The sequence below is a fragment of the Ruegeria halocynthiae genome (genome assembly GCF_000743705.1).
Classification (GTDB): domain Bacteria; phylum Pseudomonadota; class Alphaproteobacteria; order Rhodobacterales; family Rhodobacteraceae; genus Ruegeria; species Ruegeria halocynthiae_B.
The window spans coordinates 595,697-616,069 of record NZ_JQEZ01000003.1 but is presented as its reverse complement, the minus strand read 5'-3'; the positions used below and the strand labels follow the sequence as shown (position 1 = coordinate 616,069).

19 protein-coding genes are annotated in these 20,373 nt (G+C 58.3%); 13 read left to right on the top strand and 6 right to left on the bottom strand.

Translation table 11 applies throughout. From position 1 onward, the window contains the following. Positions 1-23 precede the first annotated feature (23 nt). The 4 genes from JT51_RS13635 to JT51_RS13620 all read left to right on the top strand — a co-directional run bounded on the left by JT51_RS13635 (position 24) and on the right by JT51_RS13620 (position 4,138). Positions 24-983 carry a tripartite tricarboxylate transporter substrate binding protein gene (locus JT51_RS13635; protein WP_037313500.1) on the top strand — a complete coding sequence of 320 codons (960 nt, stop codon included), beginning with the start codon at positions 24-26 and terminating at the stop codon, positions 981-983. A gap of 70 nt (positions 984-1,053) precedes the next feature. After that, positions 1,054-1,521, top strand: coding sequence for a tripartite tricarboxylate transporter TctB family protein (locus JT51_RS13630; protein WP_081894694.1), 468 nt, complete (start codon positions 1,054-1,056; stop codon positions 1,519-1,521). Between the two features lie 6 nt (positions 1,522-1,527). Beyond that, on the top strand, positions 1,528-3,042 hold the full coding sequence (locus JT51_RS13625) for a tripartite tricarboxylate transporter permease (RefSeq protein ID WP_037313496.1): 1,515 nt from the start codon (positions 1,528-1,530) through the stop codon (positions 3,040-3,042). Then, a complete protein-coding gene (locus JT51_RS13620) occupies positions 3,035-4,138 on the top strand; it encodes a lyase family protein (protein WP_081894693.1) in 1,104 nt (367 codons plus the stop codon). Before JT51_RS13625 ends, JT51_RS13620 begins: the two co-directional genes overlap by 8 nt. A gap of 12 nt (positions 4,139-4,150) precedes the next feature. Here the strand turns inward: JT51_RS13620 and JT51_RS13615 are convergent, their stop codons facing one another. Then, a complete protein-coding gene (locus JT51_RS13615; protein ID WP_051927558.1) occupies positions 4,151-5,500 on the bottom strand; it encodes an MATE family efflux transporter in 1,350 nt (449 codons plus the stop codon). A 149-nt stretch (positions 5,501-5,649) separates the two neighbouring features. Between JT51_RS13615 and JT51_RS21265 the strand changes: the two genes are divergently transcribed. Next, positions 5,650-6,243, top strand: a complete 594-nt coding sequence (locus tag JT51_RS21265; protein ID WP_051927557.1) for a TetR/AcrR family transcriptional regulator — start codon at positions 5,650-5,652, stop codon at positions 6,241-6,243. Between the two features lie 12 nt (positions 6,244-6,255). On the opposite strand, the gene JT51_RS21260 is transcribed toward JT51_RS21265, so the two are convergent. The 4 genes from JT51_RS21260 to JT51_RS13590 form a co-directional block, all read right to left on the bottom strand. Beyond that, the gene (locus JT51_RS21260) at positions 6,256-6,948 is read right to left on the bottom strand and encodes a TetR/AcrR family transcriptional regulator (protein ID WP_051927556.1); all 693 of its coding nucleotides are present in this window, start codon (positions 6,946-6,948) and stop codon (positions 6,256-6,258) included. A 131-nt stretch (positions 6,949-7,079) separates the two neighbouring features. Next, the gene (locus JT51_RS13600) at positions 7,080-8,711 is read right to left on the bottom strand and encodes a carboxylesterase/lipase family protein (protein ID WP_051927555.1); all 1,632 of its coding nucleotides are present in this window, start codon (positions 8,709-8,711) and stop codon (positions 7,080-7,082) included. A 29-nt stretch (positions 8,712-8,740) separates the two neighbouring features. Further along, positions 8,741-10,216, bottom strand: a complete 1,476-nt coding sequence (locus tag JT51_RS13595; protein ID WP_037314275.1) for an NAD-dependent succinate-semialdehyde dehydrogenase — start codon at positions 10,214-10,216, stop codon at positions 8,741-8,743. Beyond that, positions 10,216-11,496, bottom strand: a complete 1,281-nt coding sequence (locus tag JT51_RS13590) for a 4-aminobutyrate--2-oxoglutarate transaminase (protein ID WP_037314272.1) — start codon at positions 11,494-11,496, stop codon at positions 10,216-10,218. The genes JT51_RS13595 and JT51_RS13590 overlap by 1 nt, the downstream gene beginning before the upstream one ends. Before the next feature lie 156 nt (positions 11,497-11,652). Here JT51_RS13590 and JT51_RS13585 point away from each other — a divergent pair, with 156 nt between their 5' ends. The 7 genes from JT51_RS13585 to JT51_RS13555 all read left to right on the top strand — a co-directional run bounded on the left by JT51_RS13585 (position 11,653) and on the right by JT51_RS13555 (position 18,901). Then, positions 11,653-12,216 carry a cupin domain-containing protein gene (locus JT51_RS13585; protein ID WP_037313491.1) on the top strand — a complete coding sequence of 188 codons (564 nt, stop codon included), beginning with the start codon at positions 11,653-11,655 and terminating at the stop codon, positions 12,214-12,216. A 187-nt stretch (positions 12,217-12,403) separates the two neighbouring features. Continuing rightward, positions 12,404-13,885, top strand: coding sequence for a flavin-containing monooxygenase (locus JT51_RS13580; protein ID WP_037313488.1), 1,482 nt, complete (start codon positions 12,404-12,406; stop codon positions 13,883-13,885). Between the two features lie 5 nt (positions 13,886-13,890). Beyond that, positions 13,891-14,829: an alpha/beta hydrolase gene (locus tag JT51_RS13575; RefSeq protein WP_037313485.1), complete on the top strand. Its 939-nt coding sequence runs from the start codon at positions 13,891-13,893 to the stop codon at positions 14,827-14,829. A 288-nt stretch (positions 14,830-15,117) separates the two neighbouring features. Continuing rightward, on the top strand, positions 15,118-16,413 hold the full coding sequence (locus tag JT51_RS13570) for an MFS transporter (RefSeq protein ID WP_037313483.1): 1,296 nt from the start codon (positions 15,118-15,120) through the stop codon (positions 16,411-16,413). Between the two features lie 452 nt (positions 16,414-16,865). Then, on the top strand, positions 16,866-17,288 hold the full coding sequence (locus JT51_RS13565) for a nuclear transport factor 2 family protein (protein ID WP_160175188.1): 423 nt from the start codon (positions 16,866-16,868) through the stop codon (positions 17,286-17,288). A gap of 14 nt (positions 17,289-17,302) precedes the next feature. After that, a complete protein-coding gene (locus tag JT51_RS13560) occupies positions 17,303-17,758 on the top strand; it encodes a hypothetical protein (protein ID WP_037313477.1) in 456 nt (151 codons plus the stop codon). Positions 17,759-17,800: 42 nt separating this feature from the next. Beyond that, a complete protein-coding gene (locus JT51_RS13555) occupies positions 17,801-18,901 on the top strand; it encodes a hypothetical protein (RefSeq protein ID WP_037313474.1) in 1,101 nt (366 codons plus the stop codon). Positions 18,902-18,990: 89 nt separating this feature from the next. Here the strand turns inward: JT51_RS13555 and JT51_RS13550 are convergent, their stop codons facing one another. Then, positions 18,991-19,425: a PaaI family thioesterase gene (locus JT51_RS13550; RefSeq protein WP_200876089.1), complete on the bottom strand. Its 435-nt coding sequence runs from the start codon at positions 19,423-19,425 to the stop codon at positions 18,991-18,993. Between the two features lie 243 nt (positions 19,426-19,668). On the opposite strand from JT51_RS13550, the gene JT51_RS13545 reads away from it, so the two are divergent. Then, on the top strand, positions 19,669-20,331 hold the full coding sequence (locus tag JT51_RS13545) for a short chain dehydrogenase (RefSeq protein WP_051927554.1): 663 nt from the start codon (positions 19,669-19,671) through the stop codon (positions 20,329-20,331). The last annotated feature ends 42 nt before the right edge of the window (positions 20,332-20,373 follow it).

Genomic DNA, 20,373 nt, shown 5'->3' with positions numbered 1-20,373 from the left:
AGGACAGATCAAGGGAGGACCCAATGAAGCGTCGTACTATTCTTAGCACCGCAATTGCGGCATTCGCCGTTGCAGCAACAGCAACAGCAAGCTTTGCGGCCGAATGGCCCAAGCGCCCGATCAATCTGGTTGTGCCATATAAGGCCGGTGGCGGCACGGATGCCTATGCCCGCGCCATCTCGGCGGCAGCCGAAGGCATTCTGGATGTTCCGGTCGTTGTTGTGAACAAGCCCGGCTCGGGTGGCTTGAATGGCGCCAACTCGGTCGTGGGCGCACGCCCCGATGGCTATACCATGATGATGACCTCGGGCGGCTCGTTCCTGCTGTCCACCATGACGCGCGATACTGATATCGACGCGCTGGACAGCTTTGAATTCGTGGCACAGGTCGGTCAGCTGCAAACCTCGCTGATGGTCCCCAAGGACAGCCCGTTCCAGTCGGTTCAGGATGTGATTGATGCGGCCAAGGCCGATCCGGGTTCGCTGCGTTGGGCGCATTCGGGTCGCGGTGGTTTCCACCATGTCGGCGGTATGGGCTTCCTGGCCAATAACGGCATCGAAGCACAGGACGTTCCGTTCAAAGGGGGCGGGCCGACCCGTGCCGCGCTGATCGGTGAACAGGCCGACTTTGGTTTCCTGGGTGTTCAGCAGCTTGCAGGTTTCGAAGACCAACTGCGCGCACTGGCCGTCAACAGCCAGGAACGCGACGGCATCATGACCGAAGTTCCCGCCTTTGGTGAACTGGGCATTCCGTTTGCCGCCGTATCCTCGCCAGTAATCGTGTTCGCCCCGAAGGACACACCGGCCGAGGTCGTCGCGGCCATGGAATCCGCGCTTGAGCAGATTGCATCCAAGCCTGAATTCGCCGAATTGCTGGCGTCTCGCGGGACCGGCCCGGTCTTTCAGAACGGTGCGGATGCCAAGGCAACCCTGTCGTCGATGAAAGAAGACGCGGCACCGCTGGTTGACAGCCTGACCAACTAAAATCTGAAAAGGCCGGGTGGCTGTACGCCCCCGGCCTTTTTCCGTCTACGCATTATTCAGGGAGGAAGACATGCGCGCCTATGCCGAAGGTCTGGTGCTAGCGGCCATTTCACTTGTGGCCATCTGGGGGGCCTGGCAGGTGCCGGCTGCCTCACCCGGAGACACCTGGGCAGGAATTGTGCCCTTTGCCGCGTCCGTAGCTTTGCTGGGGTTGTCGATCCTCCTGCTTGTGGGGGCATCGCGCCAGCCCGCGGGACCCGCGCCCACCAGTTCCGATAGCGCCGTGACGCTTCAGATTGTTGGGCTGTTCATCATCGCATTGATCTATCAGCAGTCTTTCCGTTGGTTTGGCTATCTGCTGCCGACAGCGATCGTGGCCCCGATCGTGCTGTATATATTCGGCGTGCGCAGCTGGATCGGATTGGCAGTATCCATGGTGATCTGCCCGCTGGTTTTCCATGTCATCTTTTTCGTGCTGCTTGGCGTCTTTCCGCCCTATGGCGAAGTGTTCGACCTTCTCAGCTGGATACAGGGGTAATACGTTATGGAAATTTTTCCCGCCCTTCTTTCGGTGATCACCGACCCGATGTTGCTGTTCGCCATCGTCCTGGCCGCCGCTGTTGGCATGATCGTTGGCGCGACGCCCGGCCTGACGGCCTCGGCGGCCATTGCGATGCTGCTGCCGATTACATTCTACATGTCCCCCCTGTTCGCGCTGGCCTTTCTGTATGTGATCGGTAAATCCGGGCGCTATGGCGGCTCAATTGCCGCGATCCTGTTCAATACGCCTGGCACTGCTGCCAGCGCAGCCACGCAGATCGACGGCTATCCGTTGGCCAAATCCGGCAAGGCGGGCAAAGCGATGAAGGTCGCCACCATTTCATCCGTTATCGGTGATCTGATGGGGGATATCATGTTGGTCGTCGGTGTGGGTTTCATCGCCGCCATCGCCCTGAAGCTGGGCCCGCCAGAGACGTTTGCCATCTACTTCGCGGCCTTCGTGGTTATCGGTTCGGTTATTGGCAAGTCCATCGTCAAAGGTCTGGCCTCGGCGCTGATGGGTATTCTGGTGGCCATGGTTGGGCTGGACCCGATCTCTAGCGAAGAACGCTATACTTTTGGCTCATTCGACCTGTCCAACGGCATCGGTCTGGTGCCGCTGATGATCGGTGTCTTTGTTCTGGGTGAGGTGTTTGCCCAGTTGGAAGAACGCCGCAAGGCAAGCGGTGAGACCAAGGAAAACGAAAGCTCGGCTGACGGCAACGATCTGACGTGGGAGGAATATAAACCCTGTCTGCCCCACGCCGTCCGTGGCGGGTTCATCGGCGCAGGCATCGGCGTGTTGCCGGGTCTGGGTTCGGCGATTGCGGCTTTTATCTCATACGGTGAAGGCAAACGCCGCGCGACGAACCCCGAACAATGGGGCAAAGGTGCGCTGGAAGGTGTCGCAGCGCCCGAGGCCGCCAACAACGCCGTGTCCGGCCCGTCGATGGCACCGCTACTGACGCTGGGCATTCCCGGCTCCACCATCGGTGCGATCCTGCTGGGCGTGTTCCTGATCCACGGCATTCAGGTCGGCCCGACGCTGTTCCTGACCGATAAGGAACTGGTCTATAAGCTGTTCGCCTGCGGTATGCTGGGGATCATCGCCTATGGTGTGATCGGGTACTTCGGTGCCACGCAGGTGGCTCGGCTGATCCTGAAGATCCCGACCAATGTGCTGTATCCGCTGATCTTCATGACTGCATTTGTCGCCGCCTATTCGGCACGCGGGTCGATGTTTGACGTCACCGTGATGACCTGTGCGGGTTTTGCCGGTTGGCTGATGCGCAAGTTTGACTTCAACATCGCGGCCTTCGTGATTTCCTTCGTGCTGGCAAAAGGCGCGGAAGAGACATTCCGCCAGTCCTTGCTGATGTCCGACGGCGGCGCGCTGATCTTTGTCGAGCGCCCGATTGCGCTGGGTTTCCTGATCTTGGGTGTTGGTGCCATCGCTTTCCGCATTCGTGGCATCATGAAGGAGCGTAAACTGGCACAGGGAGGTCTGGGCGATGCTTGAGTCCAGCCTCTATCGTGGCTGCTTTTCCAGCGCGGATATGCGCGCGATATGGTCGGAACATGCGACCATATCGGCCTGGCTGAAGGTGGAACAGACACTGGCACGCGCGCAAGCCTCAGCCGGGTTGATCCCGGACGCGGCGGCGCGGGCGCTGGAAGGGATTTCCGTACAGGATCTTAACCTCAGCCAGTTGCATGAACAGATGATCCTGGTCGGCCGCCCGATTGTCGGGTTGGTCCGGCAGCTTAGGACGCTTGCGGACGAACAGGGTGAGCACGTTCATTTCCGGGCTACAACGCAGGACATCATGGACACAGCCATGGCCCTGCAGATGCGGCTGGGATTGGAAGAGGTGCAGACCAGTGTCGACCGGATCATCGAAGGCTTGGATCGCCATACCCAGCTTTATGGCAGCACCGTGATGATCGGGCGTACCAATGGGCAACACGCCGTTCCGATCCGGTTAGAAACCAAGCTGCAGGTTTGGAAGTCAGAGCTTGAACGCCGCCTTGCCGCTTTGTCAGACGCTGCCGGGCGTGGCCTGAACGTTCAGATCGGTGGCCCGGTGGGTGATTTGCAGGCCTATGCCAACGGCGATGGCCAACAGGTCAAACGATCCGTCGCGGCGGCCCTGGGCCTGAATACGGTCGAGCCGCACTGGCAAAATGCCCGGGACGGGGTGGTTGATATCGTAACCGGTCTGGGCGCGTTGTGCGGGACATTGTGCAAACTGGCGCATAACGTGAACCTGCTGTCCTCCTCGGATATCGGTGAGGTTTATGAACGTCCCCAACAAGGCAAGGGCGCGTCCTCGGCTATGGCCCACAAGAAGAACCAGCGCGCTTCTGAGTTTGGCGAAGCTGTGGCCCGTCTGGGCCGTCAGCGATCTGAGCAGATCGGAGAGTTGGCGCTGCATCAGCACGAACGCTCGGGCGGTGTCTGGGTCGCGGAATGGATCGTTGTACCCGAAACCTTCCTGCTGACCTCTGGCGCGCTGTCATGGGTCGAACGGATGTTCGACGATCTTGTGATTGATCAGCAAGTCATGGCGGCAACGACGCAGGCCACGGGTATCTCGGCCCATAAAGGCCACTGAAACGATTGGATATCAGGCCGGAATTACGGCCTGATATCTTTGTTTGCGGTACAGCACGATGGCCAGCAAAAAGGTCAGCGCCTCGGCCACGGGCAGGGCATAGAACGCCCCCATATGGCCAAACAAGCTCCAGAACAGACCGATCAGCACCACCGGGAACAACAGCGACCGGCACAGTGCAATCAGCGCGGATTGGCGTGCGCAATGCATACCGGTGAAATAGCCAGACAAGGCGATGCTGATCCCGCTGAACAGGAAGGCGGGCCAGATAATTGCGATCATCGAACGGGCAAGGGCAATGGTCTCATGCTCATCGCCGTCCAGGAACATTCCAACCAGATGTTCTGACCCGATCAGCAATGTCAGTGCAAGGATCAGGCCGATCACCAGGTTCAACCCGACACCGCGCGCCAGAAAGGCAAGGATGCGATCTTGTTTGCCAGCCCCGAAATTCACGCTGACCAGTGGTGTCAATCCTTCGCCAACACCGTAGAAAACCAATACACCGATGTAGAAAAGATAGCTGACCACAGTGAATGCCGCCACACCGGTCGCGCCCAGTTGCAACATCAGAATCCAGTTGAACAGGAACATCACCAACCCGCTTGAAGTCTCGTTCAGGAACTCGGAAAACCCATTGATCACCGCACGCCAGATCACCCGCCATGACCCCAGCGGGCGCGTGATGCCCAGCTTTGCCAGCGGTGACAGAAAGTGGAACAGCAATACCAACGCGCCCGAGGCGTAGGCCAAGCCGGTGGCCAGCGCAGCCCCTTTGATCCCCCAGCCCAAGTATCCAATGAACAGCGCGTCCAGAGCGATATTCACGCCGGAAATACAGACCATGCCCCACAGGGCAAAACCGGGCCGGCCATCGACCCGGACGAATTGATTGGCCAGAATACCCAGACCAAATGCGGGGAAAAACCAGGCGATGACCCAAAGGTAATCGGCGCTCATCTGCAGTGTGCTGCCACGCGCGCCCAGCAACGTGGCCAACTGCTGCGGAAACAACAATGTCAGCGCAGCCATACCGATCAGGAAAGCCAGTACCACGATGATTGTCTTGGTAAACACGTCCGAGGCGCGACGCACCCGACCTTCGCCCAAAAGCTTACCGGCGATCACGGCGGACCCCACTGTCAGCATGATCAGAATGCCAAAGACCAGTGCCAGCAACGGAACCACAAGGTTCACCGATGCCAGTGCCGTGGCCCCGACGAAATTGCCCACGAAGATACCATCCACGATCCCGGCCGAGGACACGGCCAGCATCCCCACAACCGTCGGCACGACAAAGCGCGTGAACTCGCGGTTCAATGGGCCGGAAGTCATGGCATGGTCTACGGCGGTATGTGCCATCGGGTGCTCCTGATCGGGTTCCGGGTTACGCGGAAGCCGGGTTGCAAAATCGGTTACATGGCGAGTTTTGGGCAATCGCCCAAATTGGACATATGGCCAATTTTCTCTTGATGCAATAGGGTGAACCGAATCCAACGAAAAAGACAGACATGAGCTATCTGCCCAAATCAGAACGCCGCATCGCGATCATTGAGGCGACACTGCGGCAAGTCGCACAGGTTGGGTTCGGTGGTTTGACCACGCGCGGCATTGCGCAAGAATTGGGCGCGGCGCCGGGCACAATCCACCACAATTTTGCGTCGCTGACCGATCTGAAATGCGCAGCTCTGCAACATATGGCCGATGCAGAGTTTGCGCGATATGACAGTTTGATCGCGAATCTGCCAATGGATCAGGCGTTGCTGCAAATGCTGGTGCCGGATAGCGGAAGCGACACTGCCTTGATTGCGCGCGTCTGGATCAGTGCCGCTGACGAAGCAACGCGATCTGATCAAGTTGGAGCTGTATTCGCCGAGGCGGTGAACCAGTCCCAAAGCAGACTGGCCGCTTTTCTGACGGCGTATCACAGCCGACTTGGATGCAACGCGAAATTCTCCCCTGATCTTCTGGCCTGGAAGCTGTTGGCTCTGTCCACCAGCCTCAGCGACTTTCAGATCTCGGGGAAAGTATTGATCAACAGGGACCAAATCCTAGGGCTGATCCAGGATGAGTTGGCCAATTCCCTTTGTGGTGACAAGCGTTAATTGCTGAAAGGGTCAGGATTCCGCAGTGGGAAAATACTGCTTTAGCATTGTTTCCAACACCGGCCAGGCCTGATCAAACCGGCTGAGCATATCGGTCTGATCTTCCAAAGTAGACAGCAGCAGCAGCCCTTCGTGAAATGACAGTAATACAACCGATACCGCTGACAGCTGCGCCTCGGCATCTTTTGAGGATGCCAAAGGGCGCAGGGTTTCGATAACGTCCCGGCGGGCCTCGGCAATCATCGTCTTCAACCGGGCGCGGGCCTGATCGTGGCTGTAAATCTCAAGCCACAGGTTTTGCAGGCTGGCGTATTCCTCGCTGACCTCAAACATGGTTCGTAAATGGGTTCGGATTTGGGAAATCGGGTCCAGGTCCTGCGCGATCAGGCGTTCGCTGTTTTGAATGGCCTCGCGTTCCAACTGATCCAGCAGCGCCAGCAGGATATCGTCCTTGGATTTGAAGAACCGATAGATCGACCCTTTGGACAGCCCGGTTTCAGCGGCGATCTGATCAATCGTAGTGCCATTATAGCCATCCTGCGCGAAGCAGATCACAGCGGCATCCAAAATCTCTTTCAGGCGGGTTTCCGGGCTGGCATGTGTGCTGCCCTTGATCTTGCGTTTAGTCTTGGAAACCATTGCGATATAGCTCGTACTTGTCTGACACGGCAGCGCAAGTGTCGGAAAGGCGATCAAGGTCGCCATGACCCGCACAAATGCCGCATCAGTGGTACATCGTGTTGGGTTTCCCTGCAATCCGGTGTGTACCTAACACACCTAAACTGACAGTTGAGTGATCCACGTCCGTTTGGACGTGGATCAATGCTGTTAAGCGGTCAGTTGGGCAGCGCGTTTTCAAAGCGTTCCGAGAACTCATCCAGAGATGGATTGAAACCAGTAATCAGATCCACCTTGTCGCCGAAGCGCATGACGGGGCGGGTGGCCCTGTCATAACGCGGCCAGTCCGGCAGGCTGTCGGCATTCGGATCACCAGTTCGGGCAAAGGCGATCAACGCGTCCTGAAAGCGTTCGCTCAGCTCGGCCGGAGGGGTCTTGCCAACCAGTATGGCGTTGTCTTCCAGCGTGCCAAAGGTAAAGGGCAGATCAAGCGCGTGAAACGCTCCCAATTCGGGGAACTCTGGCGATTTCCAATCGAAGTTATACTGCCAGACCGGCGCACCGGCTTCTGCCACGATCTTCTGAAACCGGTCATGCGGGTGCGCCATCAGCGCCCATGTCAGCGTGTTCAGGTACACGTCCTGTTCGTCTTCGTCAGGAAAGGAACTCGCGGTGATATCTTTGAGTTTTTCGATATCCTCAGCCGAAAGCCCTTGCAGGTTACCCAGATATTTATGGGCAATGTCGCGGCCCCGTGTCGGGGTATCGTCTTCCAGCAGTGTGAAGAAGTGATATTCGTTTGTGGTTGTCCCATGCAGCAGCGGGATGCCGCGTTCGCCCAGCTTACGGATTGCGCCTTCGGTCGGGGCTTCGAACTCAATCAATGCCATAAGGTCGGGTGCGCCCTGCGTGACGGCGTAGTCTTCCAGCTTTTTCTGCGCGGCCAGAAACTCTTTTGCGCTGAGAGCTCGGATATCGTCGACAGACGTTGCGCCCAACTCCTCGACAAACCATTTGGCCCCGTCCTGGGTCACTTTTTTCGTATCCCCGGGGGTATAAGCACCGCTCATGAGGATCATCTTGTGAAACAGGCCCTCGGATTCAGGCATGGTTGCCAAACGCGCTGCGGCAATCGAGCCGGCAGATTCACCATAGATGGTGACATTTTCGGGATCACCGCCAAAGGCCTCGATATTTTCGTGTACCCATTTCAGGGCCAGCAGTTGGTCCAGCAAACCAAGCTCTGCCGATTGTTCGAACTCCGGCCCGAACTGCGACAGATCGAGGAAGCCAAATGTGCCCATGCGGTACTGAACGCCAACATGCACGACGTCGCCGCGTGCCGCTGTGGTCGCGCCTTCATATGTGGGTTCACCTGCACCGCCAAGGGTCAGGCCGCCGCCATGAATCCAAACCATCACCGGGCGTTTTTTGTCATCCAGCGCGGGTGTGTTGACTTTGACCCACAGACAATCCTCGGACTGACCACCGGGCCAGACGCCAAAAAACAGATTGTCCTGTTGCATGCAGCGCGGCCCCTGTTCGCGAGTGTCCAGCACGCCGTCCCAGTTGGCAGAAGGCTGCGGCGGCATAAAGCGCAGGTCACCAACAGGTGGGGTGGCAATAGGAATGCCACCGAATTGGACGATACCATTATCCAGGCGCTTGCCCAAAACGTCGCCATTGGCGGTCTTTGCCACCAGCTCGGGTTCGTCCGGGGTCACGGTGTTGCGCGGCATCGCCTCAACATATGGGGTTGTGGTCAAGTACAGGAAGGCGCCGTATCCGACGCCTCCCAAAACCACCAAAACAGAAACCAGGATCAGAAGTATCTTTTTCAGTTTCGACATATCTAAGCTCAGTTCCCTGTTTTGTTTACTTACTTGATTTCGCCCATGCAGAGGTACTTGATCTCGAGGAAGTCATCGATGCCGTATTTGGAGCCTTCACGGCCCAGGCCCGATTGTTTGACGCCGCCGAAGGGGGCGACTTCGGTTGAGATCAGGCCGGTGTTGATGCCGACCATGCCCGATTCCAATGCCTCGGCCACGCGCCAGACGCGGGCCAGATCACGGCTGTAGAAATARGACGCCAGACCAAACTCGCTGTCGTTGGCCATGGCGATCACGTCGGCCTCGTCCTCGAACTTGAACAAAGGTGCAACCGGACCGAATGTTTCGTCCTTGGCCACAACCATGTCGCGGGTCACGCCGGTCAGAACCGTGGGCTGGAAGAAGGTGCCGCCCAGGTCCGAGCGCTGGCCGCCTTCCAGAACCTCGGCGCCTTTGCTGACCGCGTCGGTGATGTGCTCTTCGACCTTGGCCACAGCCGCGCCGTTGATCAGCGGACCGGTGGTGACGCCTTCGCCAAAACCATTGCCCACGTTCAGCGTGCGGGCTTTTTCCGCCAGCTTGGCCGCAAACTCATCGTAAACGCCGGCCTGCACGTAAATGCGGTTGGCGCAGACGCAGGTCTGGCCATTGTTGCGGAACTTGGCGATCATCGCGCCATCGACCGCGGCATCCACATCAGCGTCGTCAAAGACGATRAACGGCGCGTTGCCGCCCAGCTCAAGGCTCATCTTCTTGATGGTGTCCGCCGCCTGACGCATCAGGATCTGGCCCACCCGGGTCGAGCCGGTAAAGGTGATCTTGGCGACCTTGTCGTTGGTGCACAGTTCCTCACCCACRCCCGAGCTGTTGGTGCCGGGGATCACGTTGAACACGCCTGCGGGGATGCCCGCGCGTTCGGCSAGAACCGCCATCGCGGTGGCTGACAGCGGGGTCAGCGTCGCGGGGCGGGCCACAAAGGTACAGCCCACGGCCAGCGCCGGAGCCACCTTGCGCGCGATCATCGCATTGGGGAAATTCCACGGCGTGATCGAGCCGACAACACCAATGGGCTGTTTCAGCACCACGATACGCTTGTCGCGCTGATGGCCGGGGATCACGTCGCCATAGACGCGCTTGGCCTCTTCGGCGAACCATTCGATGAACGACGCGCCATAAAGCACCTCGCCGCGCGCTTCGGGCCAGGGTTTGCCCATCTCGGCGGTCAGGATGGTGGCCAGATCGTCGGCGTTTTCCACCATCAGATCGTACCACTTGCGCAGGATCGCAGCGCGTTCCTTGCCGGTCTGTGCGGCCCAGTCGGCCTTGGCCGCATCGGCAACGTCAATGGCGCGGCGCGTGTCCTCGACCGACATGTCGGCCACCTGGGCAATCACCTCACCGGTGGCCGGGTTGGTCACCGGAAAGGTCTTGTCGCCGTCAACCCACTCGCCATTCACATAGGCGCGGCCTTCCAGCAGCGAGGGATCGTTCAGATCCAGTTTCACAACGTCCTGATCCAGCATCATGCGGCTCCTTTAACAGCGTCAATCGACGCCTCAAGAATGTCTAGGGCTTCGGCGAAAATCTCGTCCTGAATGGTGATCGGGGCGAGGAACCGAATGACGTTACCGTAAACGCCGCAGGTCAGCAGTACCAGACCACGTTTCAGCGCCTCAGCACGGACAGCATTGGCCATGTCCGGGTTCGGTGCGCTGCCGTCGGCGGTGTTCAATTCGGCGGCGACCATGAAGCCGGGGCCGCGGACATCGGCGATTTCAGCGGTGCGCGATCGGATCGATTCCAGACGCTGTTTCAAACGCGAGCCCAGATCGTTGGCGCGGTTGCACAGGTCTTCTTCCTCGATCACGTCCAGAACGGCATTGGCTGCCGCGATACCTAGGGGGTTGCCGCCATAGGTGCCGCCCAGACCGCCGGGGTTGGCTGCATCCATCAGATCAGCGCGACCAGTGACAGCCGCCAGCGGCAGGCCGCCGGCCAGTCCTTTGGCCATGGTGGTGATGTCGGCGCTGACATCATAGCCGTCCATCGCAAACAGGTTGCCGGTACGGGCAAAGCCGGTCTGAACTTCGTCAGCGATCAGCACGATGCCGTGCTCGTCACACAACGCACGCAGGCCACGCATCAGCTCGGCGGGTGCAGGATAGAAACCGCCTTCGCCCTGAACCGGTTCGATGATGATCGCGGCGACACGGGCCGGATCAAGATCGGCTTTGAACAGCTTGGTCAGCGCGCCCAGTGTGTCTTCGGTCGAGGTGCCATGCAGGTCAACCGGGAACGGCACGTGATAGGTGTCGGGCATCATTGCGCCGAAACCGGCCTTATAGGGTTGTACTTTGCCGGTCAGCGACATGCCCATGAACGTACGGCCGTGAAAGCCGCCGCCAAAGGCGATGACAGCCGGACGGCCGGTGGCGGCGCGCGCGACTTTGACCGCGTTTTCAACCGCTTCGGCGCCGGTGGTTACAAACACGGTTTTCTTTTCGAAGTCGCCCGGAACCTTTTCGTTCAGGCGCTCGGCCAGACGAACATAGTTTTCATAGGGCAGGACCTGATGGCAGGTGTGGGTAAAGTTCGCCGCCTGGCTTTGCACGGCTTCCATTACTTTGGGGTGGCAATGTCCGGTGTTTACCACGGCAATCCCTGCGGCGAAGTCGATGTAGCGTTTGCCTTCAACATCCCAGACTTCGGAATTCGAGGCGCGCTCGACATAAATCTGGGTTTGCATACCGACACCACGAGAAATGGCTGCCTCGCGACGCGTGGCAATATCAGCATTGGTCATTTTCAGGTCCTCCATGGCGCCCCGATTTACGGGAAAAAATCTCAGGATGGCAGACTTTAGAACGTCCAAGAAAGCGGTAAAAGTCTGTTTCTTGCGCGCTGTAATGCATTGATATAATAGAGGTCAATCAGCCGCATGTTGAGGATATTAAACAGCATGAACACCAACTCGGAAGATCTTGAAGTCGGCCTGCGACTGCGCGCTATTCGCGAGCACGCGGGGCTGTCTCAGCGTGCCTTGGCCAAGAAGGCCGGGGTGACCAACTCTACGATTTCTTTGATAGAATCGGGTAAGGTGAATCCTTCGGTTGGGGCGTTGCGGCGAATACTGGTTGGTATTCCCGTCAGCCTGTCCGAATTTTTTGCATTTGAACCTGAATCAGAGAAAACAGTGTTTTACGCCGCTGAGGATCTGGTTGAAATCGGGAAGGGTGGCGTGTCGCTCCGGCAGGTGGGGACGAATCTGTTTGGCCGCGCGATGATGATCCTGCATGAAACCTATGAACTGGATGCGGATACCGGTCGGATCATGTACGGGCACGAGGCCGAAGAGGGCGGGGTGGTTATTTCCGGGCGGGTCGAGGTTACGGTCGGGGACCAGCGTAAGGTTCTGGGCCCTGGCGATGCTTACTACTTTGACAGCCGCAATCCGCACCGGTTCCGGCAGGTCGGGCCTGAGAAATGCGTTGTGGTTAGCGCCTGCACGCCGCCGACATTCTGAGGTCAGTGTTGACATCAAAGTGAAGTGCCGGGCGCAATCATCTGGTTTCACGGGAGCCCAGTAATTTCCTTACGTCGTTTCGCCGGGGTGTGTGCGTTTTGAGCGTAGCTTATTCATGACAAGTGTCGTAAAAACCGTCAACGTCCACCTTGATTGAAAGGCTCCGGCGGAAGTCGGGGAAAATCCGATGAGTCAGGCTGAGCAATTTGACATCTTGATTATTGGTGCCGGAATTTCCGGCATCGGCGTTGCGCATCACGTTCAGGAACAGTTGCCGGACGCAAAGTTCGCCATCCTGGAAGCGGCGGGCGAGATCGGCGGCACCTGGCGCATTCACACCTATCCGGGCATTCGGTCGGACAGCGATCTCTATACCTTCGGCTATCGTTTCAAACCGTGGAAGGGCAAACCCGTCGCTGAGCGCGACAAGATCCTGCGATACCTCAACGATGTGGTGGATGAAAACAACCTGCGCGACAAAATCCGATTTGATACCGGTGTTACCGGTGCCAACTGGTCGTCAGAGGATGGGATATGGACCATCACCACGCGCGACGGCCAAACCGGAGAGGAACGGGTTTTCCAGACCAAGTTCCTGTGGATGTGCCAAGGCTATTATGATCCGTCCAAGGGCTATACCCCGGACTGGCCCGGTTTCAACGAATACAAGGGACAGGTGGTCCACCCGCAAACCTGGCCCGATGATCTGGATTACACCGGCAAGCGCGTTGTGGTCATCGGATCGGGGGCAACGGCAGCTACACTGATCCCGAATATGGCGGACCGGGCCGGTCATATCACCATGGTCCAGCGGTCTCCGACCTATTTCTGGACCGGGCCTAACCGAAACAAGCTGGCGGATTTCCTGCGCGCCCTGCGCCTGCCGGACAAGTTTGTGCACCGGATGGTGCGCTGGTGGAAGCTGAAGGACGATCAGCTGATACATGGGATGGCCAAGCGCAAGCCGGACATGGTGCGCCAAAAGCTGCTGGATGGTGTGCGCGCCGCGCTTCCCGAAGGGTTCGATGTGGATACCCATTTCTCGCCCAGCTATCGCCCGTGGCAGCAGCGACTGGCCTATGTGCCCGATGCCGATCTGTTCAAGGCGATGTCCTCGGGCAAGGTGTCGGTGGTCACGGACAGCATCGAACGCTTTACCGAATCCGGCCTGATCACCGGCTCGGGCGAGCAGGTGGACGCGGACATCATCATCACCGCAACCGGGTTCAATCTGAGCGTGATGGGCGGGCTGCCGTTTTCGATCGACGGTGAGCCGTTCGATTTCTCCAAGGCGGTCTCTTACCGGGGTGTTCTGCTGTCGGACCTGCCGAATATGGCGCATATGTTTGGCTACCTGCGCTCCAGTTGGACGTTGCGCGTGGATCTGGTCAGCGATTTTGTCATTCGGATGCTGAAGCATATGCGCGCAAACGGGGCGGATGTGGTTGTTCCGACATTGCGCGACAACGAACAGGATATGGCGCTGCAACCCTGGGTGTCCGAGGATGAGTTCAATCCCGGCTATCTGAAGCGTCTGGGTCATCTGCTGCCCAAACAGGGTGCGCATGAGCCATGGCAATTTGTCAGTGACTACTATGTCGAAAGCAAGACGCTGCCAAAGGCGCGCTTTGATGACGGGGCGCTGGTTTTTCACAAATCACAGGACTGAACCGGATGCCGAGTTTCAAAGCACATCTGACCAACTTTGCCCTGAAGCGGATGTTCAAACCGCAGATCGCGCGGCTGGTGAATGATCTGGACGGGCTGCCGGAAAACATCATCCCGTTTCGCGCGGCGCTGGAAAAGCAGGCCGCCAAAACGCGCCTGCCCAAGGATGTCGATATTCAGCCCTGGGATATCACTGGCCCGCAGAGCGAGGTTGTGACACCGAACAACGCCCAGCCGGATTGGGCGCTGTTGTATCTGCACGGGGGCGGTTACAAATTCTGTTCGCCGCAGACCCACCGGGCTTTGACCTGCAAACTGGCGCAAACCCTGCCAGCGCGCACTTTTGTACCAAACTATCGCCTGGCACCTGAACATCGCTTTCCAGCGGCGCTGGACGATGCCATGGCCGCCTATCTGCGCTTGCTTGAGGACGGGTTTGATCCTTCTCGTATTGCACTGGCCGGGGATTCTGCGGGGGGCAACCTGTGCCTGTCGCTGCTGTTGAAGCTGCGGGAAACCAGGCAGCCGCTGCCCGCAGCGGTGGCGTTGATGTCGCCGCTGACCGACATGACCAATTCGGGCCTGTCTGCCAAGCTGAATTCAGACAGCGACGTGATGTTCCCGGGTGAAGCCTTCGCACAGCGTGACCATTTCTATCTGGGTGAGATAGACGCGCGCGACCCGCTGGTCTCGCCCCTGTTCGGTGATCTGTCTGGGCTGCCCCCCATGTTGATCCACGCCAGCACATCCGAATGCCTGCTGGACGATTCGACCCGCTTTACCGCGCGGGCGCAGGCGCAGGGCGCATCGGTCGAGCTGCAATTGTTCGATGGTTTACCGCATGTCTGGCACTATTACTGCGGTCAGATGCCCGAGGCTGATCGCGACGCGACCCGGCTGGCGCTGTTCCTGCGGGCGCGTCTGCAACTTGGCGCAATTCGTTAAACGGGCGGGTAGAACTGTCAAGCTGGTGTGGAAGGCACACGATTATGAACGGCGCATTAAGGCGGGTCTCAGCTTTAGACGTGACCCGTTCTTGATCTCTAGGGAGGGGACTGGGATTTGAGCCAGATCATTGTATCTGCGTTCCGAAAAAATTTAGCAGGTAAAAGCAAGTAAAAGCTTGCCGGTGGATGTCACCCGTTTTCTTAATGAGAGGCGTGGGATGCACCGGACAGTCTAAATCGAGTCAGTTCCAGGCGTATTTGCACATTGAAGGTAAGGACGAGAGAGATGACGACATCGCACGAAGCCCAACCAGCACCGGCCGGGGAAGGTACCAAGAAACGCCGCTTTTATGGATGGTATATTCCGGCTGCAGCTTTTGTCATGATGTTCATGATGGGTGCGCTGCTGGTCTACGGGTTCAGTGCGTTGTTGCCAGCGATCCTTGAAGACACCGGTTGGTCGCGTGCGGCGGCCTCGGGTGTGTATGGATTGCTGTATGCGGAAATCGGCCTGATGGCCCCGCTATATGGCATGATCATAACCAAGTTCGGCGCGCGCTTGCCGATGGCCGTCGGAAGTGTGCTTGGCGGCGTGGGGCTCATGATGATGAGCCGGGTGGAAACCATTCCGGCCTTTTACATCACGTTCGCAGTCGCGACGCTGGGCCTTGGGATTTTCAACTTTGGCCCCCTGGCGGTTATCACCAACTGGTTCCACAAGCGCCGCGCATTGGCGATGGGCATCTTCTTTGCCGGAACGTCGATTTCGGGCCTGTCCTTTCCGCTTTACAGCGCGCTGATTGCCGAGTTTGGTTGGCGCGGGGCCGTGTCCGGCGGTGGTGTTGCCATTCTGCTGATCTGCATCCCGCTCAGCTTTGTGTTCCGGTATCGCCCCGAACCCTATGGGTATGCCGTTGACGGAGAGAGCACCCCCGAAACGGATGCTGTCGACAAAGCCCCCAGTACCGAGCCGCATCCCGAAGTGTCGGTTATGGATATCCTCAAAACGCTTCCATTCCAGCGGGCATACTGGCTTTTGGTCTTTGTCGGCGTCGCCGCGACCATGGGGTTTGGCGCCATGCTGCCGCATCTTCTGGTGCACTACGGCGATGTGGGCATTCCTGAATCTGTTGCTGTTATCGGGTTTGCGATCTATGCGATCACCAGTTCGATTGGCAGGGTCGGGGGCGGCTATGTGCTGGACCGGCAGCCCAAGCGCATAGTCATCGCCTTTGCCTGCGCATTTCTGGCAATCGGCCTAGTGGGCACAGCCCATGCAACAACCACGTGGCACCTTGTGTTCTTTGTGCTGTTCTTGGGGCCTGCGTATGCCGTTCTGCTTCCGGCGATCCCGTCACTGACGGCCGAGGTGTTCGGTGCGGGCAAATTTGCGATGGCCTTCGCCTTGGTCATGCTGCCTCCGACCGTTATCGGGTTGGTGGGGCCGGCGATCGCGGGCTGGTTGGCTGACGTGAACGGCAGCTATCAGATGGCCTTCTACCTGAGCGCGGCGGTTTCCCTGATCGGTATTCCCCTGGTGTTCCGGATACCATCTACCCCTGTTGAGAGCCTCAGCGACTAGGGCCAACGCCTGTCTCTCAGAGATTAATCCATTGAACATGCCCGGCTTTCTCAGCCGGGCATGTTGCGTTTTACCCAAGTGGGAAAGGGGCTGGATACCCACGATCAGACAGCCCATCCGCCCCATCGACAATGAGTGCATTTGTCAACCGTGCGAGTAATCCTATCAGGCATTTAACGGGGTTTTGGGGTCAGGTGTGATCATCATCAGAACCCGAGAGGAGCAAGGGCGTTCTGTGGCGGTCATACGCGTTTGAACGGCGTATTACCCCCAACGTACTTCTGATCTCTGAATTGTGCCGATGACCCCTTTTTGGGCAGCGGTCGACGGTCGGATATCAGGCCTGCACTGACCGGGTTCACAAAGAACAAGGGGCACGGATTGCCGGGCCTCTGGTTGTTATGACTTACCGGCCGGGCAAATCTGCTGCCGCCGTGAATTTGGAGGACGCTGTGAGCGAAACAGACAATAGCAAAATCGTCGAGGCCGCATTGGCCGCTTTTGCCAAGAAAGACGCCGACACACTTCTGTCGCATTGCGCCGAAGGGTTCGTGTTCACGATCGGCGATCCGGTGGGCCAGGATGCGGTTCCGTTCTTTGGCGTCTACGTTGGCCACGACCAGTTCCGTCAGTGGCTGAGCGATCACGAAGAAGGCCCGTTCCAGATGGTTGCCTGCTCGACCGGCAACATCGACGCGGCGGAATTTGATGCCTTTGCCGCAGGTGATGCGGAATATGTCTTCAAGTCGACCGGCGATAAGATTTCGACAACGACGATGACCCATTGCCGCATCGTTGCAGGCAAAATCGTCGAAATGCGCCGCTGGATGGAAGGCACGCGTTTCTACCGTAAAAATGAAACTGCTGCGGCCTGAGAAGGAACACCGATATGGACATTAGCAAGATCGATCCGGCCAAGCTGGCAACATTCGACAAACTCATGCGGGCGCAGGCTGAGGAAGATTGGGAAACCTTCATCTCGGGCTGGACCGGTGATTTCACCCAAACCGTGGGCGACCCCGAAGCACAGGACGTTATCCCGTTTTTCGGCAAGTTCAGCGGCTTTGACGAATACAAGAAATGCATCGAAGATTACGCCAACGGCCACTTCAAGATCGTAGAGTACCGTGTGACCGAAATGTACGACATGGGTGACATCACCTATGGTTTGGGCGACGCGACCTATATCTTTGAACCGACCGGCGAAATCATCCACTCCAAGCACCTGCTGGTTTCGCGCTTTGATGGCGACAAGATCTGCGAAGGCCGCCGCTGGATGGAATCCATCGTCTACTACAAAACCTTCAAGAAATGGCAGGAAGCGCAGAACGCAGCCGCAAGCTGAACCCGTTCTTTACCTTCCCCAAAAAACTGACAAGAGACTGATATGACAATCTATTCTCCGAACAACGAGCGCAAGCGCGTCTTCCTCGCCAGCGTTCAGAACCTCGAAGCCTCGGCCGAGGATGTCTTTGCCCTGATCTGCCCCACCCGTCGTTACGAATGGGACGCGAACTGGAACTGCGATCTGGTGCGCAGCGACAGCGGCGTGGCGGAATACAAGGCCGTCTTCACCGTTGAAGATGACGAGCGTGAAATGGGTGGCACCTGGGTCGTGACCCGGTATGACGCCAATGAACGTATCCACTTCTTCCGCATGAACGCGGACCGCGTCACTGAAAGCAACTGGAGCGTGTTCACCAACCCCAACGGTGGCTCGACCCTGCACGTGGAAATCACCGAAAGCGGCCTGACCGATGCTGGTGACGCACAGGTCGGCGCGATCACCGACGAAACCTTTGTGGAATGGGTCGGTGGTGCCGCCAAGCTGATCGATGCCCGCGCCGCCAAATCCGATGCGGACCGCTATGCGCCCAACCGTCAGGCCGATGGTAGCTTTGCCGCGGCAAAGGATCTGGCCGCTCTGGTCGTGTCCGCAGACGCCCACGCCACCGTCCCGCGCGAGGCTCTGCACTCCATGTTCTCGCCCGTGCGCGAATACGAGTGGGAGCCCAAGTGGTACTGCCAGTACGCGCACAACTACAGCCGCGACATGGAGCAGGGCGAGATTCACCAGGTCACCGACCCGTTCTTTGCCGATTTCGGCACCTGGGCGACCATCCGTTGCGACCGGCCCGAGCGTCTGACCCACATGCGCATCAACGATGACCGCGTGACCATCTATGACTGGACCTTCACTCCGGCAGCTGATGGCGGCACTGACCTGCATTGGGAGCTGACCGACATCGGGCTGAACGAAGAGGTTGCGCCGCATATTCTGGTGATGAAGCCGGATCATCTCGCGAAGGTTTGGCAGAAAGTGGCCGATCAGTGGTCCACGTATGTCACGACTGGCAAGCCGATGGAAATCGACGATTCCAACTATGTTGGTATGCCTGTCTATGACCCGGACACCGGCGAGGCGATGACCTTCGAAAAACTGAAGTCGATCTACATCAAGCATCTGCAGGACACAGGCCAGATGTAATCGGACTGTTGCGACGCGCCGGGTGAACCGGCGCGCCGCGCAGTATTCAAGACATTAGGTAAAAGGGGCTCATGCTTGGGCCCCTTTTGTCATTTCCGCATCTTAACCCGTGACAATGTCGCCGAATAGCTCAGGCAGGGTGTGCCGTCGCTGGTCAGCACGCCGCGCACGAACAGCAATTGGCGCCCCGCACGCATGACGTCGCCGCGCGCTTCCATCAGGCTGCCTTCTTTTGCACCGCGTAGAAATTCGGTGGAAAACGACACCGTCACCGCATAGCTATCCGCGTCAAAGTGATCCGCAGCGATTACGAAAAGTGAGAAATCGGCAAAAGACATCAGGCAGCCGCCGTGCATGATGTTGCCCGCATTCATATGCCGCCGCTCGGCGCGGAAGGCGCAGACCGGTCCTTTGTCATCGGTGCGGAAATAGAACGGTCCCACCAGGTCGTGTTCATAGGGTTCGTCATCCCAGGTGGACCAGCTCGCGAATTCTCCGGTTTGTTGGGTAACTAGGTTTGGCACTGTTATTCCCCGCGCTTGTGATCGTCTTCAAAACCCTAACGCGCTCAACCCCATGCGGCCAATCCATTGGGCGGCCCGAAAGGCATGACGTCACGACGCAGCGGCGAACAAAATGTCAAAAATCCGCGCCTGAAAGTTAAGCCTGATTGTCATCTCTGTCCTAACTTGCTGGTCATAGTCGAAAGAATGGCGGCGGACCGGTTCGGGCCTCGTCATTGGTGACAACTCGAGGAGAAAAAGAACATGGCCAAAAAGATCATCATCATTGGCGCAAGCGGTACGATCGGTCGCCCCACGACGGCGAAATTCAAGGAACTGGGGTATGAGGTGATCACAGTCGGCCGGAATTCGGGCGATGTGCGGGCCAACCTGCTGGACAGCAACTCGATCAAGGCGATGTTCGAACAGACCGGCAAGGTCGACGCCTTGCTGAATCTGGGCGGCGAAGCGCCGTTTGCGACCATCGAAGAAGTGACCGACCAGCAGGTTGATGATCTGGCTGACGCGGCGCGCGGCACCATCAACCTGGTGCGCTATGGTCTGAATTACCTCAACGACGGCGGCGTCTTTGTGATGACCACCGGCAGCACCGTTCTTGACCCGATCCCGGCTGCGGCCGTGACCACCTTCCTGGGTGCCGGCGTCAACGGTTTTGTCCGTGCTGCCGCCCTGTCGCTGCCGCGCGAGCAGCGCATCAACTGCGTTCTGCCGCCGTTGGTCAAGGAAACCGCCGAAATGATGGGCGTTCCGGGTGAATGGATTCCGTCGGCCGAGGTTGCCAACTGGTACGTCGAAGCGGTCGAAGATGCCCGCAACGGCCAATGGCGCGACCAGACCGGCTGGACCGCATTTGGTTCCGGCGATTTGGGCTGGGAAGCTGATACGGATCAATTCGAAAAGGCTTGATCGCTCTCCCCTGAGAGTCAGGCCCATGGCTGACGCACCAAT

Bases quoted from the DNA above. Each gene is read 5' to 3' on its own strand.
- JT51_RS13545 (WP_051927554.1), top strand. From the start codon at position 19,669: ATGGCCAAAAAGATCATCATCATTGGCGCAAGCGGTACGATCGGTCGC.
- JT51_RS13560 (WP_037313477.1), top strand. From the start codon at position 17,303: ATGGACATTAGCAAGATCGATCCGGCCAAGCTGGCAACATTCGACAAA.
- JT51_RS13625 (WP_037313496.1), top strand. From the start codon at position 1,528: ATGGAAATTTTTCCCGCCCTTCTTTCGGTGATCACCGACCCGATGTTG.
- JT51_RS13615 (WP_051927558.1), bottom strand. From the start codon at position 5,500: ATGGCACATACCGCCGTAGACCATGCCATGACTTCCGGCCCATTGAAC.
- JT51_RS13570 (WP_037313483.1), top strand. From the start codon at position 15,118: ATGACGACATCGCACGAAGCCCAACCAGCACCGGCCGGGGAAGGTACC.
- JT51_RS13575 (WP_037313485.1), top strand. From the start codon at position 13,891: ATGCCGAGTTTCAAAGCACATCTGACCAACTTTGCCCTGAAGCGGATG.
- JT51_RS13590 (WP_037314272.1), bottom strand. From the start codon at position 11,496: ATGACCAATGCTGATATTGCCACGCGTCGCGAGGCAGCCATTTCTCGT.
- JT51_RS13620 (WP_081894693.1), top strand. From the start codon at position 3,035: ATGCTTGAGTCCAGCCTCTATCGTGGCTGCTTTTCCAGCGCGGATATG.
- JT51_RS21260 (WP_051927556.1), bottom strand. From the start codon at position 6,948: ATGGCGACCTTGATCGCCTTTCCGACACTTGCGCTGCCGTGTCAGACA.
- JT51_RS13600 (WP_051927555.1), bottom strand. From the start codon at position 8,711: ATGTCGAAACTGAAAAAGATACTTCTGATCCTGGTTTCTGTTTTGGTG.
- JT51_RS13635 (WP_037313500.1), top strand. From the start codon at position 24: ATGAAGCGTCGTACTATTCTTAGCACCGCAATTGCGGCATTCGCCGTT.
- JT51_RS13555 (WP_037313474.1), top strand. From the start codon at position 17,801: ATGACAATCTATTCTCCGAACAACGAGCGCAAGCGCGTCTTCCTCGCC.
- JT51_RS13580 (WP_037313488.1), top strand. From the start codon at position 12,404: ATGAGTCAGGCTGAGCAATTTGACATCTTGATTATTGGTGCCGGAATT.
- JT51_RS13585 (WP_037313491.1), top strand. From the start codon at position 11,653: ATGAACACCAACTCGGAAGATCTTGAAGTCGGCCTGCGACTGCGCGCT.
- JT51_RS21265 (WP_051927557.1), top strand. From the start codon at position 5,650: ATGAGCTATCTGCCCAAATCAGAACGCCGCATCGCGATCATTGAGGCG.
- JT51_RS13630 (WP_081894694.1), top strand. From the start codon at position 1,054: ATGCGCGCCTATGCCGAAGGTCTGGTGCTAGCGGCCATTTCACTTGTG.